The organism is Pasteurella multocida, assembly GCF_900187275.1.
Taxonomy (GTDB): Bacteria; Pseudomonadota; Gammaproteobacteria; order Enterobacterales; family Pasteurellaceae; genus Pasteurella; species Pasteurella multocida.
The window spans coordinates 459,716-477,080 of sequence record NZ_LT906458.1 but is presented as its reverse complement, the minus strand read 5'-3'; the positions used below and the strand labels follow the sequence as shown (position 1 = coordinate 477,080).

Below are 17,365 nucleotides of genomic sequence, written 5' to 3'. Positions count from 1 at the left end.
GAAAAAAATAGCTTGTTTTTCAACAAGCTATTTTCTTTTGAGGGCTCGTTAGCGTAAGATCAACACCGGTTTGTCACTATAACGCGCAACTTTGACAGTATTCGAGCTCAATCCTTCTTTATTATCGCGTACTGCCATCATAATAATCAGATCAATATTTTTTTCTTTCGCAATCCGAATAATTTCCTCATAAACAGGACCGTGCGCTAAAATATGTTGGACTTTCGCCCCTTCAGGAAAATGCTTTTTAGTAAACGCGTGTAAGGCTTTATTGGCTTCACTCAGAACATCTTGATCGAAGTTTTTCGGCAAAAAAGAGGACACAAAACTGCTACCAAAAGGTGGCACCACACTCATCACACGATACACCGTATCAGGATTATTTTGTGTCATTTCTAGGGCGGTTTTCACCGCCTTTTCTGCATCTTCTAAATGACCTAAATCCGCAGTAATTAAAATTTTCTTAAACATAGTTTTTCCTTACGCTGGCTGACGACGACGTTGATAAATTGCTAACATGAACAATAACAGTAATGTTGGAATAAATAACCATTCTTTGGCAAGGGCATCTTTGACAGGTACTGAACCTTCTAACACCACTTGATCCCAATTCAATCCTACTTTTGCTGCAATTGAATCAATCTCCACAGCATCAATCAGTAATTGTTTGCCTTCTGGTTTTTCTTGTTCAAATAAGGTCAAGCCCATTTTTTGTAAACGTTCCTCACCGCTTTGTCCTTCTGCAATTGGCAATTGCGCATAGAATTCAATTTGCTTGCCGTAAGGATTTAAGCCCGACACTTTAATTGTCAAATTATCACCCACCGAAGCTTGTTGTACTTCTTGCGTTAATTGTGCTGGTTCAAAATAACGCTGTGTTGGTGAAATATGTTCCATGAAGAAACCAGGACGGAATAAAGCAAAAGCCAATACAAACAAAGCGAGGCTTTCCCATAATTTATTACGACGGAAGAAATAGCCGACGGCCCCTGCTGTAAAGGCGAGAATACCAATCGTGGCTGTAATAAAGACGAGAATGCCTTTCGAGAAACTCACATCAATTAACAGTAAGTCAGTATTAAAAATAAACAAGAACGGTAAAATAGCAGTACGTAAACTATAAGAGAAAGCCGTTAATCCCGTTTTAATCGGATCTCCCCCTGATACTGCCGATGCAGCAAAGGAAGCTAAACCAACAGGCGGCGTGACATCTGCCATAATACCAAAATAGAACACAAACAAATGCACCGCAATTAACGGCACAATGAAGCCATTTTGGCGTCCAACCTCAATAATCACGACTGCCATTAAAGAAGACACCACAATGTAGTTTGCTGTGGTTGGCAAGCCCATCCCCAGAATCAAACTAAAACCAGCGACCAATAATAACATTAAGAAAATGTTACCCATTGAAAGCGTTTCAATAATCGTTGCAAGCTGCACACCAAAACCAGTTAGTGACACTACTCCAACAATAATCCCTGCCGTTGCAGTAGCGATCCCGATTCCGATCATATTTCTGGCACCGGCTTCGAGTCCCTCCACCAAATCGTTCCAACCGAGTTTAAACTCTCGACGGAAAGTAGTCTGTTTTCTGAAATAGGCTAATAATGGGCGTTGTGTTAATAAAATCACAATAAGGAATAAGGCGCCCCAGAATGCCGATAAGCCCGGAGATAAGCGCTCTACCATTAAACACCAGATCAAAATAATCACAGGTAATAAGAAATGTAAGCCCGCATTAATCGTTGGTCTAACAGACGGCAATTTCACCACAGGTGAATGCGGATCATCAATTTCAAGATCTGGGAATGTCGCGACACGGCGCAATAATAAAAGATAAATGACAGCCAGTAAGGCAATCACAATACTGAATGCATAATGTGGCGTGACGACTTTTAACCAGCCTAGCCCAAACTCAACCGCAAAATACAGCACACAAAGAAAAATAAAGGTACCTAATGCACGAAGTAAGGTGTTTAAAAAAGGTTTTGGTTCATCCGTACGTGGTAATCCTTGTAAATTCATCTTACAGGCTTCAAGGTGCACAATATAAACCAGTGCAATATATGAAATCACCGCTGGTAAAAAAGCATGCGTAATCAACTGGCTATATGGCATGTTGACATACTCAATCATTAAAAAGGCGGCAGCTCCCATAACAGGCGGCATAATTTGCCCATTCACTGAAGAGGCCACTTCTACCGCACCCGCTTTCTCCGCGGAAAAACCGACGCGTTTCATCATAGGAATGGTGAATGTACCTGTTGTGACCACATTGGCAATAGAAGAACCCGAAATTAAGCCGGTTAAACCAGATGCCACCACCGCAGCTTTTGCTGGACCTCCACGCAAATGCCCTAAATAAGCAAACGCACTTTTAATGAAGTAATTTCCGGCACCTGCTTTATCCAATAACGCCCCAAAGAGAACAAACAGGAACACATATTTAGTGGACACCCCTAATGCCACACCAAACACCCCTTCTGTAGTAATCCATTGTTGATTAATAATATGAGAAAGTGAACCTGTACGATGACTAATGATCCAATCTGTTGGTAAATATTGCCCAAAATAGTTATAGGTTAAAAAAATACTCGCAATAATCACTAGAGGTAAACCAAGGCTACGGCGTGTCGCTTCAAGTAATAAGACAATGCCAATGCAACCCGCAATAATATCTTGTAAGTTTGGGGCGCCAAAACGTGTCACTAAGCCGTCATAAAAGAACAAGTAGTACGATCCTAAAAACGCTCCCGCGGTAGCAAAGATCCAATCTGTTAACGGGATACGATGCTTCGGCGAAAATTTAAAGGCGGGGTAAGACAAATAAGCTAAAAATAAAGCAAAGGCAAGATGAACAGAACGGGCTTTTGTATCATCGAAAACGACATTGATATTGACCCCAATACTACGCAAAAACTCTTGCAACCAAAATGGCGCAGGAGAAGCATAATACAGTTGAAAAAGTGACCATAAGATCGCGACACCAGCAATTAATTTTTTCGGGAAACCGTCAGGATCACGACCTCCTGTGTCACTTGAAGCGACGATATCTTGTAAATCATCATAATCGATATTTTTTGTTGACACGCTAAAACTCCTCGTCATCTAAAAATAAAAAACGGAAAAAGGCAGGAAACTTGCCTGCCTTAAAAATGGAGAGGTAAAAAGATTACAACCAACCTCTTTCTTTATAGTAACGCACCGCGCCATCATGTAATGGAGCAGAAAGTGCGTTTTTAATCATTTCTTCTTCTTTTAAGTTTGAGAATGCTGGGTGTAAACGTTTAAAACGATCGAAGTTATCGAAAACTGCTTTCACAATCGCATAAACACTGTCAGCATCCACATCAGAAGAGGTTACTAAAGTCGCATATACACCAAACGTCTCTGTTGGGTTATCGCTACCTTTATATAAACCACCTGGAATCGTTGCTTTCGCATAATATGGGTGTTCTGCCACTAATTTATCAATTTCAGGTCCTGTAATTGGCACTAGATGTGCATCACAAGATGCTGCCGCTTCTTTTAATGCACCATTTGGGTGACCTACGTTATAAGTAATCGCATCTAAGTTGTTATCACACATAACAGACGCCATTTCAGCCGGTTTTAATTCTGACGCCACTTTAAAAGCGGAGGCATCCCAACCTTTTGCACCTAGAACCACATTCATGGTTGCACGCGTACCAGAACCTGGATCACCGACGTTAACACGTTTACCTTTTAAATCATCAAATCCTTTAATATTTGCATCTGTACGTGCCATTAAGGTAAATGGTTCTGGGTGGATAGAAAATACCGCTCTTAATCTCTCATTTTTTTTGCCTTCAAACGAGCTTGAACCATTATAAGCGTGATATTGCCAGTCTGATTGCGCAATACCGAGTTCCATCTGATGACTTGCAATTGAGTTAAGGTTTGCAACGGAACCACCTGTTGATGGCGCATTACATTTTACGCCGGTTTTCGCGGAATCACGATTGACTAATTGACAAACAGATTGACCGACAACATAGTACACCCCTGTTTGACCACCGGTACCAATGGTCACAATTTTATCAGCAGCAAAGACTGCGCTTGAGCAAAGCATTAATGCTGCAGTGATTGAAAGCTTTAGAGACTTTTTCATAGCGTCATTTTCCTTATTGATTTTGTTGGTTTGCCAGAAACTCACTTCTGTTAGCGGACTTACAAATAGCAAAGATTTTACGTTTTTGCAACAATTTATTTTACCGCCTGTCAAATCTGTGTGACACATCACATCCTACAAGTGGTATAAAAAGCAATCTTAACTTCTTAAGCCAATTCCGCGACTAATTAAATAATAAGCGAGCGTATATAAACAGACCATAAAAGCAATTAACACACCAAATGTATAGCCTACTGTGACGTCTGAGATGCCTAAAAAGCCATAACGAAAGCCATTAATCATATACACAATGGGATTTAATTTTGATACCCACTGCCAAAAAGGCGGTAAAAGTGTCAGCGAATAAAAAACGCCCCCTAAATAGGTCAGTGGTGTTAAGACAAACGTGGGGATAATACTGATATCATCAAAAGAGCGTGAAAATACGGCATTAATCAAGCCCCCCAACGCAAATGTCGCCGTCGTCATACACAATGTGAGTACAATAATAAACCAAGAATGAACCTCAAAGGCGACAAAGGATAAGGCGACCATAGTGACTAATATACCAACACATAAGCCCCGAGCCATCCCTCCAGTCACATAACCTAAAATGATAATATGTGGTGAAGTTGGTGAGATTAATAATTCTTCAACATTTTTCGCAAATTTGGTGCTATAAAAGGACGACGCCACATTTGCAAAGGCATTGGTGAGTGAAGACATCATAATTAAACCGGGCACAATAAATTGCATATAACTGACCCCGCCCATCTCCCCAATACGACTGCCGATTAATTGACCAAAAATCACAAAATACAAAGTCATAGTGATCACCGGTAGTACCAAAGTTTGTACCCAAATCCGCGTAAAACGGCGAATTTCTTTCATCACAATCGTCTGAAATGCAACCCATGCTAATTTCATTTATCCCCTTCCTGTTCAGACTGTTTTCCTTTATTTAACGACATCGATACAAAAAGCTCTTCTAAACGATTGGCTTTATTACGCATACTTAATACTTGAATACCTTGTGTAGATAATTGTGCAAAAAGCGAATTTAGTCCCTGTTCACGTCGAATTTCTACTTCTAAACTATTCTCTGTCACGCTCAACACCTGATAGCCTTCAATGCGAGGCGGCGGACAGTTGGGTGCCAGATCGAGAACAAAGGTTTCTGTTTCTAACTTCGCTAACAAGGCTTTCATCGGCATATCAATCACCAATTTACCTTGTTGAATAATCCCAATATGACGACAGAGCATTTCTGCCTCTTCTAAATAATGGGTGGTCAGAATAATGGTTGTACCTTGTTGGTTTAGCTCACGTAAAAACGTCCACATAGTTCGGCGTAATTCAATATCCACGCCAGCTGTTGGCTCATCCAAAATCAATAACCGTGGACGATGCATTAACGCGCGAGCAATCATTAAACGGCGCTTCATCCCTCCAGATAAACGAATGGCTTGCTGTGTTCTTTTCTCCCACAAATCTAATTTTTTTAACCAGATCTCTGCCCGTTTTATTGCTTCATGGCGAGGGATACCATAATAGCCAGCTTGATTGACTAAAATATCAATGACTCGCTCAAATTGATGAAAATTAAACTCTTGAGGAACTAAGCCAATACATTGTTTTAACGCACTTAAATCCCGATCTAAGTCATAACCAAAGACGTTGACTTCACCACTGCTTTTATTTACTAACGAGCTGATGATGCCAATCAGGGTTGATTTGCCTGCACCATTGTGACCAAGCAACGCATAAAAATCCCCTTCTTGCACCCTCAGATCAACGCCATGTAATGCTTTTACACCATTTTTATATACTTTACGGAGTTGCTTAATCTCTAATGCTAACATGATTCATTCTGTCCTAAATTCGGCTTACATCAAACCTTGCCAAATCAATTTGATCTGGTGTGCCATAAAATGCACATAAGGCTCTACGTAGTGTTTCTGCTCGTTTTGGCAACCCTTTCTCAACATACCATTTGACTTGCTCATATACTGCTTGTTTAAACGGTTGGGTATCACCAGGCTCACCACTTAAATTATCGACACTAGCAAAATAACGAAAGCCAGCAGCATCGGACAAAATCCATTCGATTGCTTGTGGTTTGACCTCAACTTGCTCAAATAAACGCTGTTGTGCAGTGCTTCTACCATCTGGTTCATACCAATAACCAAAATCTTCTAATTGACGACGCGCTTTCCCTGCCACTAACCAATGAGCAATTTCATGTAAACCACTACTGTAAAAGCCTCGAGCAAAGTAAATGACATGGTGTGGGCAGTTTTCATTTGCGGGGACATAAAGCGGTTCATCACCACCTTTAACTAAAATCGTATTATATTCTTGTTCAAAACATTGATTAAAAATCGCTATCAAATCGGAAAGTTGATGTTCCATAGATACCCTAATTGAAAAGTTTCTGAAAATTGACCGCACTTTAAAAAAGAAAAAGAGGCAAGATCATGCCTCTTTCTTCAATAAATTACCAGTGTTATTTAAAACTATCTAATTGTTGTAATGCCGCAATACGTTTTTCTAATGGCGGATGGCTCATAAATAAAGCGGCTAAACCACCACGTTTACCGTTAATCGCAAAAGCGGCAAGCTGCCCTTCTAACTCTTGTGGTTCATGTAAACGTTGCAAACGTTGTAACGCGGCAATCATTTTGTGTTTACCGACTAACTCTGCAGACCCTGCATCCGCACGAAATTCTCGATAGCGAGAGAACCACATGGCGATCATACTGGCTAAGAAACCAAATAAGATTTCCAAGACCATAGACACAAGAAAATAAATCCCTGTGCTACTTTCACCATCTCGATTGCTTGACACGACTTTCGCGATCATGCGTGACACAAAAATCACGAAAGTGTTCAATACACCTTGTAATAAGGTCATTGTCACCATATCACCATTTTTAATATGTGCCACTTCATGCGCAAGTACTGCTTCTGCTTCATCTTGTGTCATGGCACGTAATAAGCCAGTACTCACGGCCACTAAGGAATTATTTTTACTTGGTCCTGTCGCAAACGCATTCACATCTTCAGAGTGATAAATTGCGACATCAGGCATCGGTAAATTCGCGCGTTCAGCTTGCGAACGAACTGTATTCACTAACCAACGTTCCATGTCATTACGTGGCTGTTTGATCACTTCCGCCCCCACAGCGCGTAGAGCCATGGTTTTAGATAAAAACAGAGAAATTAAAGAACCAGAAAAACCAAATAATGCCGCCATGAGCAATAGCCCTGTCGCATCTTGCGCTTGGATCCCCGTCAAACTTAAAATAATGTTAAAAACAACTAAAACTGCCATGTTCGTGGCAAGAAATAGCAAAATTCGCATCATAAGTAAAATCCTTATCGTTAGGTTAAGTATTCAGTGTTGTAATATAGTAACAAAATCGTTAAATTCAATAGCAAGCCGAAGAAATTTTACCACAAACTCATCTGTACTTGTGTCTTAGACTCCGTTGTTTCAGGCAAATTCACATGTAAACCAATTAAACGGATTTCTCTCCCCGCTGCACGTTGCCAAATTTGTGTAAGCAGTAATTCAAACGAGTTAAGTGTAATCAGCATGCCACGTTTTTCTAAGGTCGTCACATGAAAATCTGCAAACTTCAGTTTCACACCAACTTTATGCAACATAGAAAAAGACAATGTTGGACAATGAGTTTTAAGACGCTGAATCAACAATGCATAAAGTTCAGCCAAAATGACATAAGCTTGCGCTAATTCATCAATGTTGTGCTGTAATGTTCGCTCAACGCCGACCGACTTCAAGATCCGATGTGGTTCAACATGGCGTTCATCAACGCCATGACTAAAAGCCCAAATCCGCTGTCCAAGTTTACCAAATTGTTCTAATAATCGCGCTTTATTCATGTGCTGAATATCCGCACAAGTATTTAGCCCCATTGCCATTAAGCGCTGTGCCGTCACTTTACCCACTCCGGGAATTTTTTTTAGTGGCAAGTTGGCAATAAAATGCTCAATTTGTTCTGGTTTAATCACAAATTGACCGTTCGGTTTATTCTGTTCCGATGCAATTTTAGCCAAAAATTTTAATGGCGCAATGCCTGCAGATGCAGTCAAACCCAGTTCATTAAAAATAGCCTGACGAATTTCTGTTGCTATCCAAGTTGCTGAGCCTGAACAGGCTGTAGAATCTGTCACATCTAGATAGGCTTCATCTAAAGATAGCGGTTCAATCACATCGGTATAGCGTCGAAAAATCTGGTGAATCTGCTGTGATACTTGTTTATATAAAGGCATATTCACTGGTAATAAGATTAAATTAGGACATAATTTAAAGGCTTGTGCTGTTGACATGGCACTATGTAAGCCAAATTTGCGAGCCTCATAATTACAAGTGGCGAGAACACCACGGTGTTTCGCCTCTCCTCCTACGGCAATGGGTTTTCCGATCAGAGTTGGATTATCTCGCATCTCAATTGCGGCATAGAAACAATCCATATCCACATGAATGATCTTTCGAATCGGCGCCATAACAAACGTATCCACAAGTCAGCTAAATTTCTTAAAATTTTACCGCACTTTAACACAAGATACTGTATAAATAAACAGCTACGTTCGCGCTAAACTTAATACTTTGGAAAACAAGCGTTTAAACAACAACGGAATAGCTTGACTGCCACGCTTTTTTATCTCATTAGATAATGCTATCGCCAGATCGGGCTTTGAGGTACGTTGAATCGCGCGTTGAATAATTTTACTCATAGGATAGGAATGGGATTTAATTTGCCACTGTGCGAGGCGAATGAAGACATCCGCAAAGCCATTAGCATAAAAAAAGTGTTCAATATCACGTTTGGGTAAAATGGTAATTCTATCTGCCCTGACCATTTCTTCATCAAGCATATCTTCGACGATTTCACCGTATTTTTTCCCCGCCTCGTCACCGTCTGTTAACACATACCATTGAATGCCCATCGCTTGTACATATTTTAATAACGGTTTTAAACCACTTTGGGCAAATTCAACAATCCGAATGCCCTCCATTTCAAGATTAATCTCTAATAATTTGGCTAACTCGGATAAAATCCAAACCTCACTTTCTCCTTCAACTAAAATCCACATGCGTGAAAATAACGCTAAACTGCGATTATGATGAATATGGAAAGTTAACCGTCTAAAATCTTCTTTCCCTAGATCTTTTCGGCGTAATTGAAAACAATTGATTTTTTCTGGTGTACGCACTAAACGGCAAATCGCATTTAAATTGACTTGTGAAAGTAATTCAACCGAATTCGTGGTTGTAATCCGCTGTACCGGCAAATAACTGACAAGCTCCCACATAATCGCTACCATTCTTGGATGCAATCTCGCATCGGGATCTTCAAAGAGGATAATCGGACGCGTAAAACGACCGAAATGAATACGTTGATTGCGAACAAATAAACTGGCTAACGAAAAAAACAGCTTCTTGCGTAGCCGATGCGTTTCATCTTGTTTTAATTTAGTGCACAGTGACTTCGCTTTATGCCAGAGTAACGTCGTATCCTGTTTAATTTCCGTCATATTTTTATGATTCAAGAAGTAATAGCATAACAGATCAGAAACCGCACGAATTTCATCTTGAGTCTCATCTTGGATTTCAGTACGAATAAATCGGAAGGAATGATGTGCGCGATTTAATCGAGCATCACGGAAACGATAAACAGGATGACGAGCAATTAATGAAAATACCAAGTTATTGATATCATCAACCACAATTGGCTCGCCCTTTTCATTAAGAAATGCATAAGTCGTATTCACTTCATTGTTTGCATTGATCTGTCCTTCAACCCGTAAATAAAGACGTTGATAACCATCTGGATGGTCGACGAGCAAATGATGTTGTAAATAAGGTAAGTGATACTCCATACTGTCTTCGTTTTTTTCACTTTCCGCAAAAGTAAATAATAAGATAAGGTGGCGTACCGGCTCAGTTTGTTCAGCTGGAATATGAAAATCACGCAATGTAAATTGATAAAGTGCTTTTTCTGGGTTAAAAATCAAACTTAATGCAGAGAGTAAACTGGATTTTCCCCACATATTTTCACCGATTAACACCATATCCGCACTAAAATGGATAGATAAACGGTGAATACCTCGAAATCCCAACACGTCTAATTGCCGTAAATGCATAAACACCTCTTGTTTTTTTCCTTGCCTTACCTAGAATGGAGAAAGCGTTTTAGTTAAGGAAAATTTATATGTACGAAGGGCTTCTCATTGTTTTATGTCCACTTTTTGTCGGTTATCTCATAAAAACACAAAACAAAATACTCTTAACCTCAATTAATCACATCCTGATGATACTACTTTATATTATTTTATTCATCATGGGATTTTCATTAGGACAATTAGATGATCTGGCAAAAAAGTTACCTGTCATTGCGATTTCCGCCGCTACTTTTGCCATTCTGATCCAATCATTCAATTTGGTGGGACTCATCGCTTATGATCGGTTTTCCCCTAAACCATTAAAAAAAGTCACAGGTGAGATGCCCTCTCGTTGGAAACTCTTATTTGATTCAGGAAAACTTTGTGCGATGGTACTTCTTGGTGCCTTCATCGGTTATGTAATAAAAGGTAAATTCAGTCTACCTGAACACGCCAGTACTTACGTCTTAGTTTGTCTTATTTTTTCCGTTGGCATCCAATTAAGGAATAATGGCATTGCTTTACGTGATGTACTTTTCAATAAGCGAGGATTGATAACTGGGGTAATTTTCATTATCACATCCTTACTGGGTGGGCTACTCGCTGCAATACTATTAAAATTACCCCTCACCCAAGGTCTGGCAATTGCGTCTGGGTTTGGTTGGTACTCTCTGTCCAGTGTCCTCATTAACGATGCATGGGGACCAATGTTTGGTAGTATCGCCTTTTTTAACGACCTCTCACGTGAAATCGTTAGCTTATTTCTCATCCCATTTTTAATGCAAAATCACCGCTCTTCTGCAGTCGGCATTTCAGGCGCGACAGCTTTAGATTGTACATTACCGATCATCCAAAAAGCAGGGGGGATTGAAGTTGTCCCATTGGCGATCAGTTTTGGCTTTATAACAAATATCTTACCGCCAATTCTATTGGTCTTTTTTTCCTCTTTTCCACTTTAGTTTGGGATGTAGCCATGCTGTATTCACATTATTTTTCATTTCATATAAGCACATACTATGCTTACTCTAATGACAACAAAAGAATCTAAGAAACAAACGAGAATATTTAGATAGGAAATATTCAAGATACAAACGCATTAACTACCTAAAGTGCGGTCAATATTCAATGTTTTTTATGTCATGATAAATCGGAAAGAGAATCCCATCAAACTCATTCTGAGCTAAAAAACTGGTTCTATCATTGTATTAAACATTTCATATAAAAATTAATCATAGCCATTCTTTAAAAAGAATAACCTTTAAACAAGGGGAAAGTATTGAAGTGAAATTGTCTAATGCTTCATCAGATATGCTTTGGCAATATGAAGCATCACCAAGTGTAAGTGTGATGACAAAAGGCTTTGAGCTTGATGACATTCTAAAATAAATCTAGCAGCACTCAATGGGTCATCGTGCATGTAATCACAGCATGGCGCCCCTGAGCTTTCCTCATTTCCATGCTTTTTATGCAAATGACACTCTCCCCATATCCCCACTCTCTCCAAACACAAAAAAAACCTCAAGTATCTCTACTTGAGGTTTCTTCTCATTCAGACCTGGCGGTGTCCTACTCTCACATGGGGAAGCCCCACACTACCATCGGCGTTACAGCGTTTCACTTCTAAGTTCGGCATGGAGTTAGGTGGGTCCACTGCACTATCGCCGCCAAGATATTCGGTTGATGTCTTCTCTATTCTTCTGTTCTTCCTTCGTGCTTTCTTCACTCTCGCACTTTAATCAAAAACAAGCTGTCTAAAGTAATTTTCTCTTCTTCGTCTTCGTCTAACATCTCACTCAACACCCAAAAACACTTGAGCGTTGTATGGTTAAGCCTCTCGGGCAATTAGTATTGGTTAGCTCAATGTATCACTACACTTACACACCCAACCTATCTACGTCGTAGTCTACAACAACCCTTACTGACTTAAAGTCAGGGATGACTCATCTCTTGGCAAGTTTCGTGCTTAGATGCTTTCAGCACTTATCTCTTCCGCATTTAGCTACCCAGCAATGCCTCTGGCGAGACAACTGGAACACCAGTGATGCGTCCACTCCGGTCCTCTCGTACTAGGAGCAGCCCCAATCAATCATCCAACGCCCACGGCAGATAGGGACCGAACTGTCTCACGACGTTCTAAACCCAGCTCGCGTACCACTTTAAATGGCGAACAGCCATACCCTTGGGACCTACTTCAGCCCCAGGATGTGATGAGCCGACATCGAGGTGCCAAACACCGCCGTCGATATGAACTCTTGGGCGGTATCAGCCTGTTATCCCCGGAGTACCTTTTATCCGTTGAGCGATGGCCCTTCCATTCAGAACCACCGGATCACTATGACCTGCTTTCGCACCTGCTCGACTTGTCTGTCTCGCAGTTAAGCTTGCTTATACCATTGCACTAACCTGACGATGTCCGACCGTCATTAGCAAACCTTCGTGCTCCTCCGTTACGCTTTGGGAGGAGACCGCCCCAGTCAAACTACCCACCAGACACTGTCCGAGTACCCGTTTCAGGCACTTCGTTAGAACATCAAACGTTAAAGGGTGGTATTTCAAGGTCGCCTCCACAATGACTGGCGTCACTGCTTCAAAGGCTCCCACCTATCCTACACATCAAAATTCAATGTTCAGTGTCAAGCTATAGTAAAGGTTCACGGGGTCTTTCCGTCTAGCCGCGGGTACACCGCATCTTCACGGCGATTTCAATTTCACTGAGTCTCGGGTGGAGACAGCCTGGCCATCATTATGCCATTCGTGCAGGTCGGAACTTACCCGACAAGGAATTTCGCTACCTTAGGACCGTTATAGTTACGGCCGCCGTTTACTGGGGCTTCGATCAGGAGCTTCTCTTTCGATAACACCATCAATTAACCTTCCAGCACCGGGCAGGCATCACACCCTATACGTCCACTTTCGTGTTTGCAGAGTGCTGTGTTTTTAATAAACAGTTGCAGCCAGCTGGTATCTTCGACTTACTTCACCTTCATCCGCGAGGGACTACAATTACTGTAAGCGCACCTTCTCCCGAAGTTACGGTGCTATTTTGCCTAGTTCCTTCACCCGAGTTCTCTCAAGCGCCTGAGTATTCTCTACCTGACCACCTGTGTCGGTTTTCAGTACGGTTTAGATAAACCTGAAGCTTAGTGGCTTTTCCTGGAAGCAGGGTATCAGTTACTTCAGTCCCTTAAGACCTCGTCATCAGCTCTCAGTGTTTATAAAGACCCGGATTTGCCTAAGTCTTCCACCTACCACCTTAAACAGACATCCAACAGTCTGCTAACCTAACCTTCTCCGTCCCCACATCGCAGTTTATCCAAGTACGGGAATATTAACCCGTTTCCCATCGACTACGCTTTTCAGCCTCGCCTTAGGGGCCGACTCACCCTGCCCCGATTAACGTTGGACAGGAACCCTTGGTCTTCCGGCGAACGAGTTTTTCACTCGTTTTATCGTTACTTATGTCAGCATTCGCACTTGTGATACGTCCAGCAACCCTCTCGAGCCACCTTCATCCGCTTACACAACGCTCCCCTACCCAACAGAATAAATTCTGATGCCGCAGCTTCGGTGCTATATTTGAGCCCCGTTACATCTTCCGCGCAGGCCGACTCGACTAGTGAGCTATTACGCTTTCTTTAAATGATGGCTGCTTCTAAGCCAACATCCTAGCTGTCTAAGCCTTCCCACTTCGTTTCCCACTTAATATAGACTTCGGGACCTTAGCTGGCGGTCTGGGTTGTTTCCCTCTCCACGACGAACGTTAGCACCCGCCGTGTGTCTCCTGAGTATCACTCTTCGGTATTCGCAGTTTGCATCGGGTTGGTAATCCGGGATGGACCCCTAGCCGAAACAGTGCTCTACCCCCGAAGGTGTCCGCTCAAGGCTCTACCTAAATAGATTTCGGGGAGAACCAGCTATCTCCCGGTTTGATTGGCCTTTCACCCCCAGCCACAAGTCATCCGCTAATTTTTCAACATTAGTCGGTTCGGTCCTCCAGTTAGTGTTACCCAACCTTCAACCTGCCCATGGCTAGATCACCGGGTTTCGGGTCTATACCTTGCAACTCAACGCCCAGTTAAGACTCGGTTTCCCTTCGGCTCCCTTATTCAGTTAACCTCGCTACAAAATATAAGTCGCTGACCCATTATACAAAAGGTACGCAGTCACAAGGTTGCCCTCGCTCCTACTGCTTGTACGTACAGGGTTTCAGGTTCTATTTCACTCCCCTCACCGGGGTTCTTTTCGCCTTTCCTTCACAGTACTGGTTCACTATCGGTCAATCAGGAGTATTTAGCCTTGGAGGATGGTCCCCCCATCTTCAAACAGGATTTCTCGTGTCCCGCCTTACTTATCGTAAGCTTAGTTCCACTAACATACTTTCGAGTACGGGATTATCACCCTCTTTGATTTGGCTTCCCAGCCAATTCCTCTAATATGCTAGCTAAAACTTACTGGCTCTTCCGCTTTCGCTCGCCGCTACTCACAGAATCTCGGTTGATTTCTTTTCCTCGGGGTACTTAGATGTTTCAGTTCTCCCGGTTCGCCTTTCATCGCTATGTATTCACCATGAAATGATGGATTCTTCATCCATCGGGTTTCCCCATTCGGACATCTTGGATTAAACGCCTCTTATCGACTCATCCAAGCTTTTCGCAGATTAGCACGTCCTTCATCGCCTCTGATTGCCAAGGCATCCGCCCTGTACGCTTAGTCACTTAACCATACAACCTCAAGTATTCTTACTTAATCTCAATTAATCCATTAACCTTTGCTAATGCATTAATCAAGTTTCATCACCTTGATGTTGTGTTTAAACGCTAAACACTTGCATGCCTTTTTTCATGCAAGATTTTTTCTACTCAGACTTTCTTTCGAAAATCTCTTCAGTTTTTCAGCTTGTTTCCAATTTTTTAAAGAACAATAAAGACAAGTCAAAATGGCTTCGCCATTTTTCGCTCATCATTGCTAAATATTCTTAATGTAAAAACCATTAACCTATCCAGACTAATGCCATTTACACAAAACACTTAGCAATGATGATTTGGTGGAGATAAGCGGGATCGAACCGCTGACCTCCTGCGTGCAAGGCAGGCGCTCTCCCAGCTGAGCTATATCCCCATTCACATCATTACAATGCGCCGTCATCCCTTTTCGCTTCACTCTTTTGCTTTCGCTTGAGTGGTGGGTCTGAGTGGACTTGAACCACCGACCTCACCCTTATCAGGGGTGCGCTCTAACCACCTGAGCTACAGACCCAAAAGGATTTCGGTTTTTTGTCTCTTCATTGACACAATCTACCAAACAATCTGTGTGAACACTTGCAGTCGTTCCATTTTAGGTAAGGAGGTGATCCAACCGCAGGTTCCCCTACGGTTACCTTGTTACGACTTCACCCCAGTCATGAATCATACCGTGGTAAACGCCCCCCCGAAGGTTAAGCTATCTACTTCTGGTACAACCCACTCCCATGGTGTGACGGGCGGTGTGTACAAGGCCCGGGAACGTATTCACCGCAACATTCTGATTTGCGATTACTAGCGATTCCGACTTCATGGAGTCGAGTTGCAGACTCCAATCCGGACTTAGATGCACTTTCTGAGATTCGCTCAAGCTCGCACTCTCGCTGCCCTCTGTATGCACCATTGTAGCACGTGTGTAGCCCTACTCGTAAGGGCCATGATGACTTGACGTCATCCCCACCTTCCTCCAGTTTGTCACTGGCAGTCTCCTTTGAGTTCCCGACCGAATCGCTGGCAACAAAGGATAAGGGTTGCGCTCGTTGCGGGACTTAACCCAACATTTCACAACACGAGCTGACGACAGCCATGCAGCACCTGTCTCTAAGTTCCCGAAGGCACAAACTCATCTCTGAGCTCTTCTTAGGATGTCAAGAGTAGGTAAGGTTCTTCGCGTTGCATCGAATTAAACCACATGCTCCACCGCTTGTGCGGGCCCCCGTCAATTCATTTGAGTTTTAACCTTGCGGCCGTACTCCCCAGGCGGTCGATTTATCACGTTAGCTTCGGGCACCAAGCATATAGCCCAATCCCCAAATCGACAGCGTTTACAGCGTGGACTACCAGGGTATCTAATCCTGTTTGCTCCCCACGCTTTCGCACATGAGCGTCAGTACATTCCCAAGGGGCTGCCTTCGCCTTCGGTATTCCTCCACATCTCTACGCATTTCACCGCTACACGTGGAATTCTACCCCTCCCTAAAGTACTCTAGACTCCCAGTCTGAAATGCAGTTCCCAAGTTAAGCTCGGGGATTTCACATCTCACTTAAAAGTCCGCCTGCGTGCCCTTTACGCCCAGTTATTCCGATTAACGCTCGCACCCTCCGTATTACCGCGGCTGCTGGCACGGAGTTAGCCGGTGCTTCTTCTGTAATTAACGTCAATGATGCTATCTATTTAACAACATCCCTTCCTCATTACCGAAAGAACTTTACAACCCGAAGGCCTTCTTCATTCACGCGGCATGGCTGCGTCAGGGTTCCCCCCATTGCGCAATATTCCCCACTGCTGCCTCCCGTAGGAGTCTGGACCGTGTCTCAGTTCCAGTGTGGCTGGTCATCCTCTCAGACCAGCTAGAGATCGCAGGCTTGGTAGGCCTTTACCCCACCAACTACCTAATCCCACTTGGGCTCATCTTATGGCAGGTGGCCCTAAGGTCCCACCCTTTCCTCCTCAGAGAATACGCGGTATTAGCTGCAGTTTCCCACAGTTATCCCCCTCCATAAGCCAGATTCCCAAGCATTACTCACCCGTCCGCCACTCGTCAGCAAAGAAAGCAAGCTTTCTTCCTGCTACCGTTCGACTTGCATGTGTTAAGCCTGCCGCCAGCGTTCAATCTGAGCCATGATCAAACTCTTCAATTCAAAGTTCAATCGCTCAATAAACTGCTTAGCTAAAAGTTTACATTTACTTCAAAAGTATCATGAATTTTCAGTATTAAGCACCTATTAAGACTTCAATTTTAAAATTTTTTAAATGAAATCAATCAACAAGTACCCACACAGATTGTCTGTTAGATTGTTA

10 protein-coding genes, 2 tRNA genes and 3 rRNA genes are annotated in these 17,365 nt (G+C 42.5%); 1 reads left to right on the top strand and 14 read right to left on the bottom strand.

From position 1 onward, the window contains the following. Positions 1 to 48: 48 nt before the first annotated feature. From CKV69_RS02215 to CKV69_RS02175, 9 genes are all read right to left on the bottom strand, one after another. A complete protein-coding gene (locus CKV69_RS02215; protein ID WP_005721812.1) occupies positions 49 to 471 on the bottom strand; it encodes a universal stress protein in 423 nt (140 codons plus the stop codon). 9 nt (positions 472 to 480) lie between these two features. Next, positions 481 to 3,111 carry a TRAP transporter permease gene (locus CKV69_RS02210; RefSeq protein WP_014325932.1) on the bottom strand — a complete coding sequence of 877 codons (2,631 nt, stop codon included), beginning with the start codon at positions 3,109 to 3,111 and terminating at the stop codon, positions 481 to 483. 64 nt (positions 3,112 to 3,175) lie between these two features. After that, a complete protein-coding gene (locus tag CKV69_RS02205; protein WP_014325931.1) occupies positions 3,176 to 4,135 on the bottom strand; it encodes a TAXI family TRAP transporter solute-binding subunit in 960 nt (319 codons plus the stop codon). A gap of 159 nt (positions 4,136 to 4,294) precedes the next feature. Further along, positions 4,295 to 5,062 (bottom strand): ABC transporter permease, encoded by a 768-nt coding sequence (locus tag CKV69_RS02200; protein ID WP_038641843.1) that lies wholly within the window; start codon positions 5,060 to 5,062, stop codon positions 4,295 to 4,297. Continuing rightward, positions 5,059 to 5,997, bottom strand: coding sequence for an ABC transporter ATP-binding protein (locus CKV69_RS02195; RefSeq protein ID WP_005753848.1), 939 nt, complete (start codon positions 5,995 to 5,997; stop codon positions 5,059 to 5,061). The genes CKV69_RS02200 and CKV69_RS02195 overlap by 4 nt, the downstream gene beginning before the upstream one ends. 13 nt (positions 5,998 to 6,010) lie before the next feature. Continuing rightward, positions 6,011 to 6,547 carry an elongation factor P hydroxylase gene (locus CKV69_RS02190; protein WP_005721806.1) on the bottom strand — a complete coding sequence of 179 codons (537 nt, stop codon included), beginning with the start codon at positions 6,545 to 6,547 and terminating at the stop codon, positions 6,011 to 6,013. Between the two features lie 94 nt (positions 6,548 to 6,641). Continuing rightward, positions 6,642 to 7,502: a protease HtpX gene (htpX, locus tag CKV69_RS02185; protein WP_005756315.1), complete on the bottom strand. Its 861-nt coding sequence runs from the start codon at positions 7,500 to 7,502 to the stop codon at positions 6,642 to 6,644. A gap of 86 nt (positions 7,503 to 7,588) precedes the next feature. Then, entirely contained in the window at positions 7,589 to 8,665 is a 1,077-nt protein-coding gene (dinB, locus tag CKV69_RS02180) for a DNA polymerase IV (protein WP_005756313.1), read from the bottom strand. 78 nt (positions 8,666 to 8,743) lie between these two features. After that, on the bottom strand, positions 8,744 to 10,306 hold the full coding sequence (locus CKV69_RS02175; RefSeq protein WP_005751356.1) for an ATP-dependent endonuclease: 1,563 nt from the start codon (positions 10,304 to 10,306) through the stop codon (positions 8,744 to 8,746). A 68-nt stretch (positions 10,307 to 10,374) separates the two neighbouring features. On the opposite strand from CKV69_RS02175, the gene CKV69_RS02170 reads away from it, so the two are divergent. Then, a complete protein-coding gene (locus tag CKV69_RS02170) occupies positions 10,375 to 11,283 on the top strand; it encodes a LysO family transporter (protein WP_014325928.1) in 909 nt (302 codons plus the stop codon). A gap of 594 nt (positions 11,284 to 11,877) precedes the next feature. On the opposite strand, the gene rrf is transcribed toward CKV69_RS02170, so the two are convergent. The 5 genes from rrf to CKV69_RS02145 form a co-directional block, all read right to left on the bottom strand. After that, positions 11,878 to 11,993 (bottom strand): 5S ribosomal RNA (rrf, locus tag CKV69_RS02165). 152 nt (positions 11,994 to 12,145) lie between these two features. Beyond that, positions 12,146 to 15,045, bottom strand: a 23S ribosomal RNA gene (locus CKV69_RS02160). Positions 15,046 to 15,366: 321 nt separating this feature from the next. Then, positions 15,367 to 15,442, bottom strand: a tRNA-Ala gene (locus CKV69_RS02155). A gap of 61 nt (positions 15,443 to 15,503) precedes the next feature. After that, a tRNA-Ile gene (locus CKV69_RS02150) sits at positions 15,504 to 15,580 on the bottom strand. Positions 15,581 to 15,663: 83 nt separating this feature from the next. After that, positions 15,664 to 17,205: ribosomal RNA gene (locus CKV69_RS02145) — 16S ribosomal RNA — on the bottom strand. Together the 16S, 23S and 5S rRNA genes with 2 tRNA genes alongside form the textbook arrangement of a ribosomal RNA operon. Positions 17,206 to 17,365 lie beyond the last annotated feature (160 nt).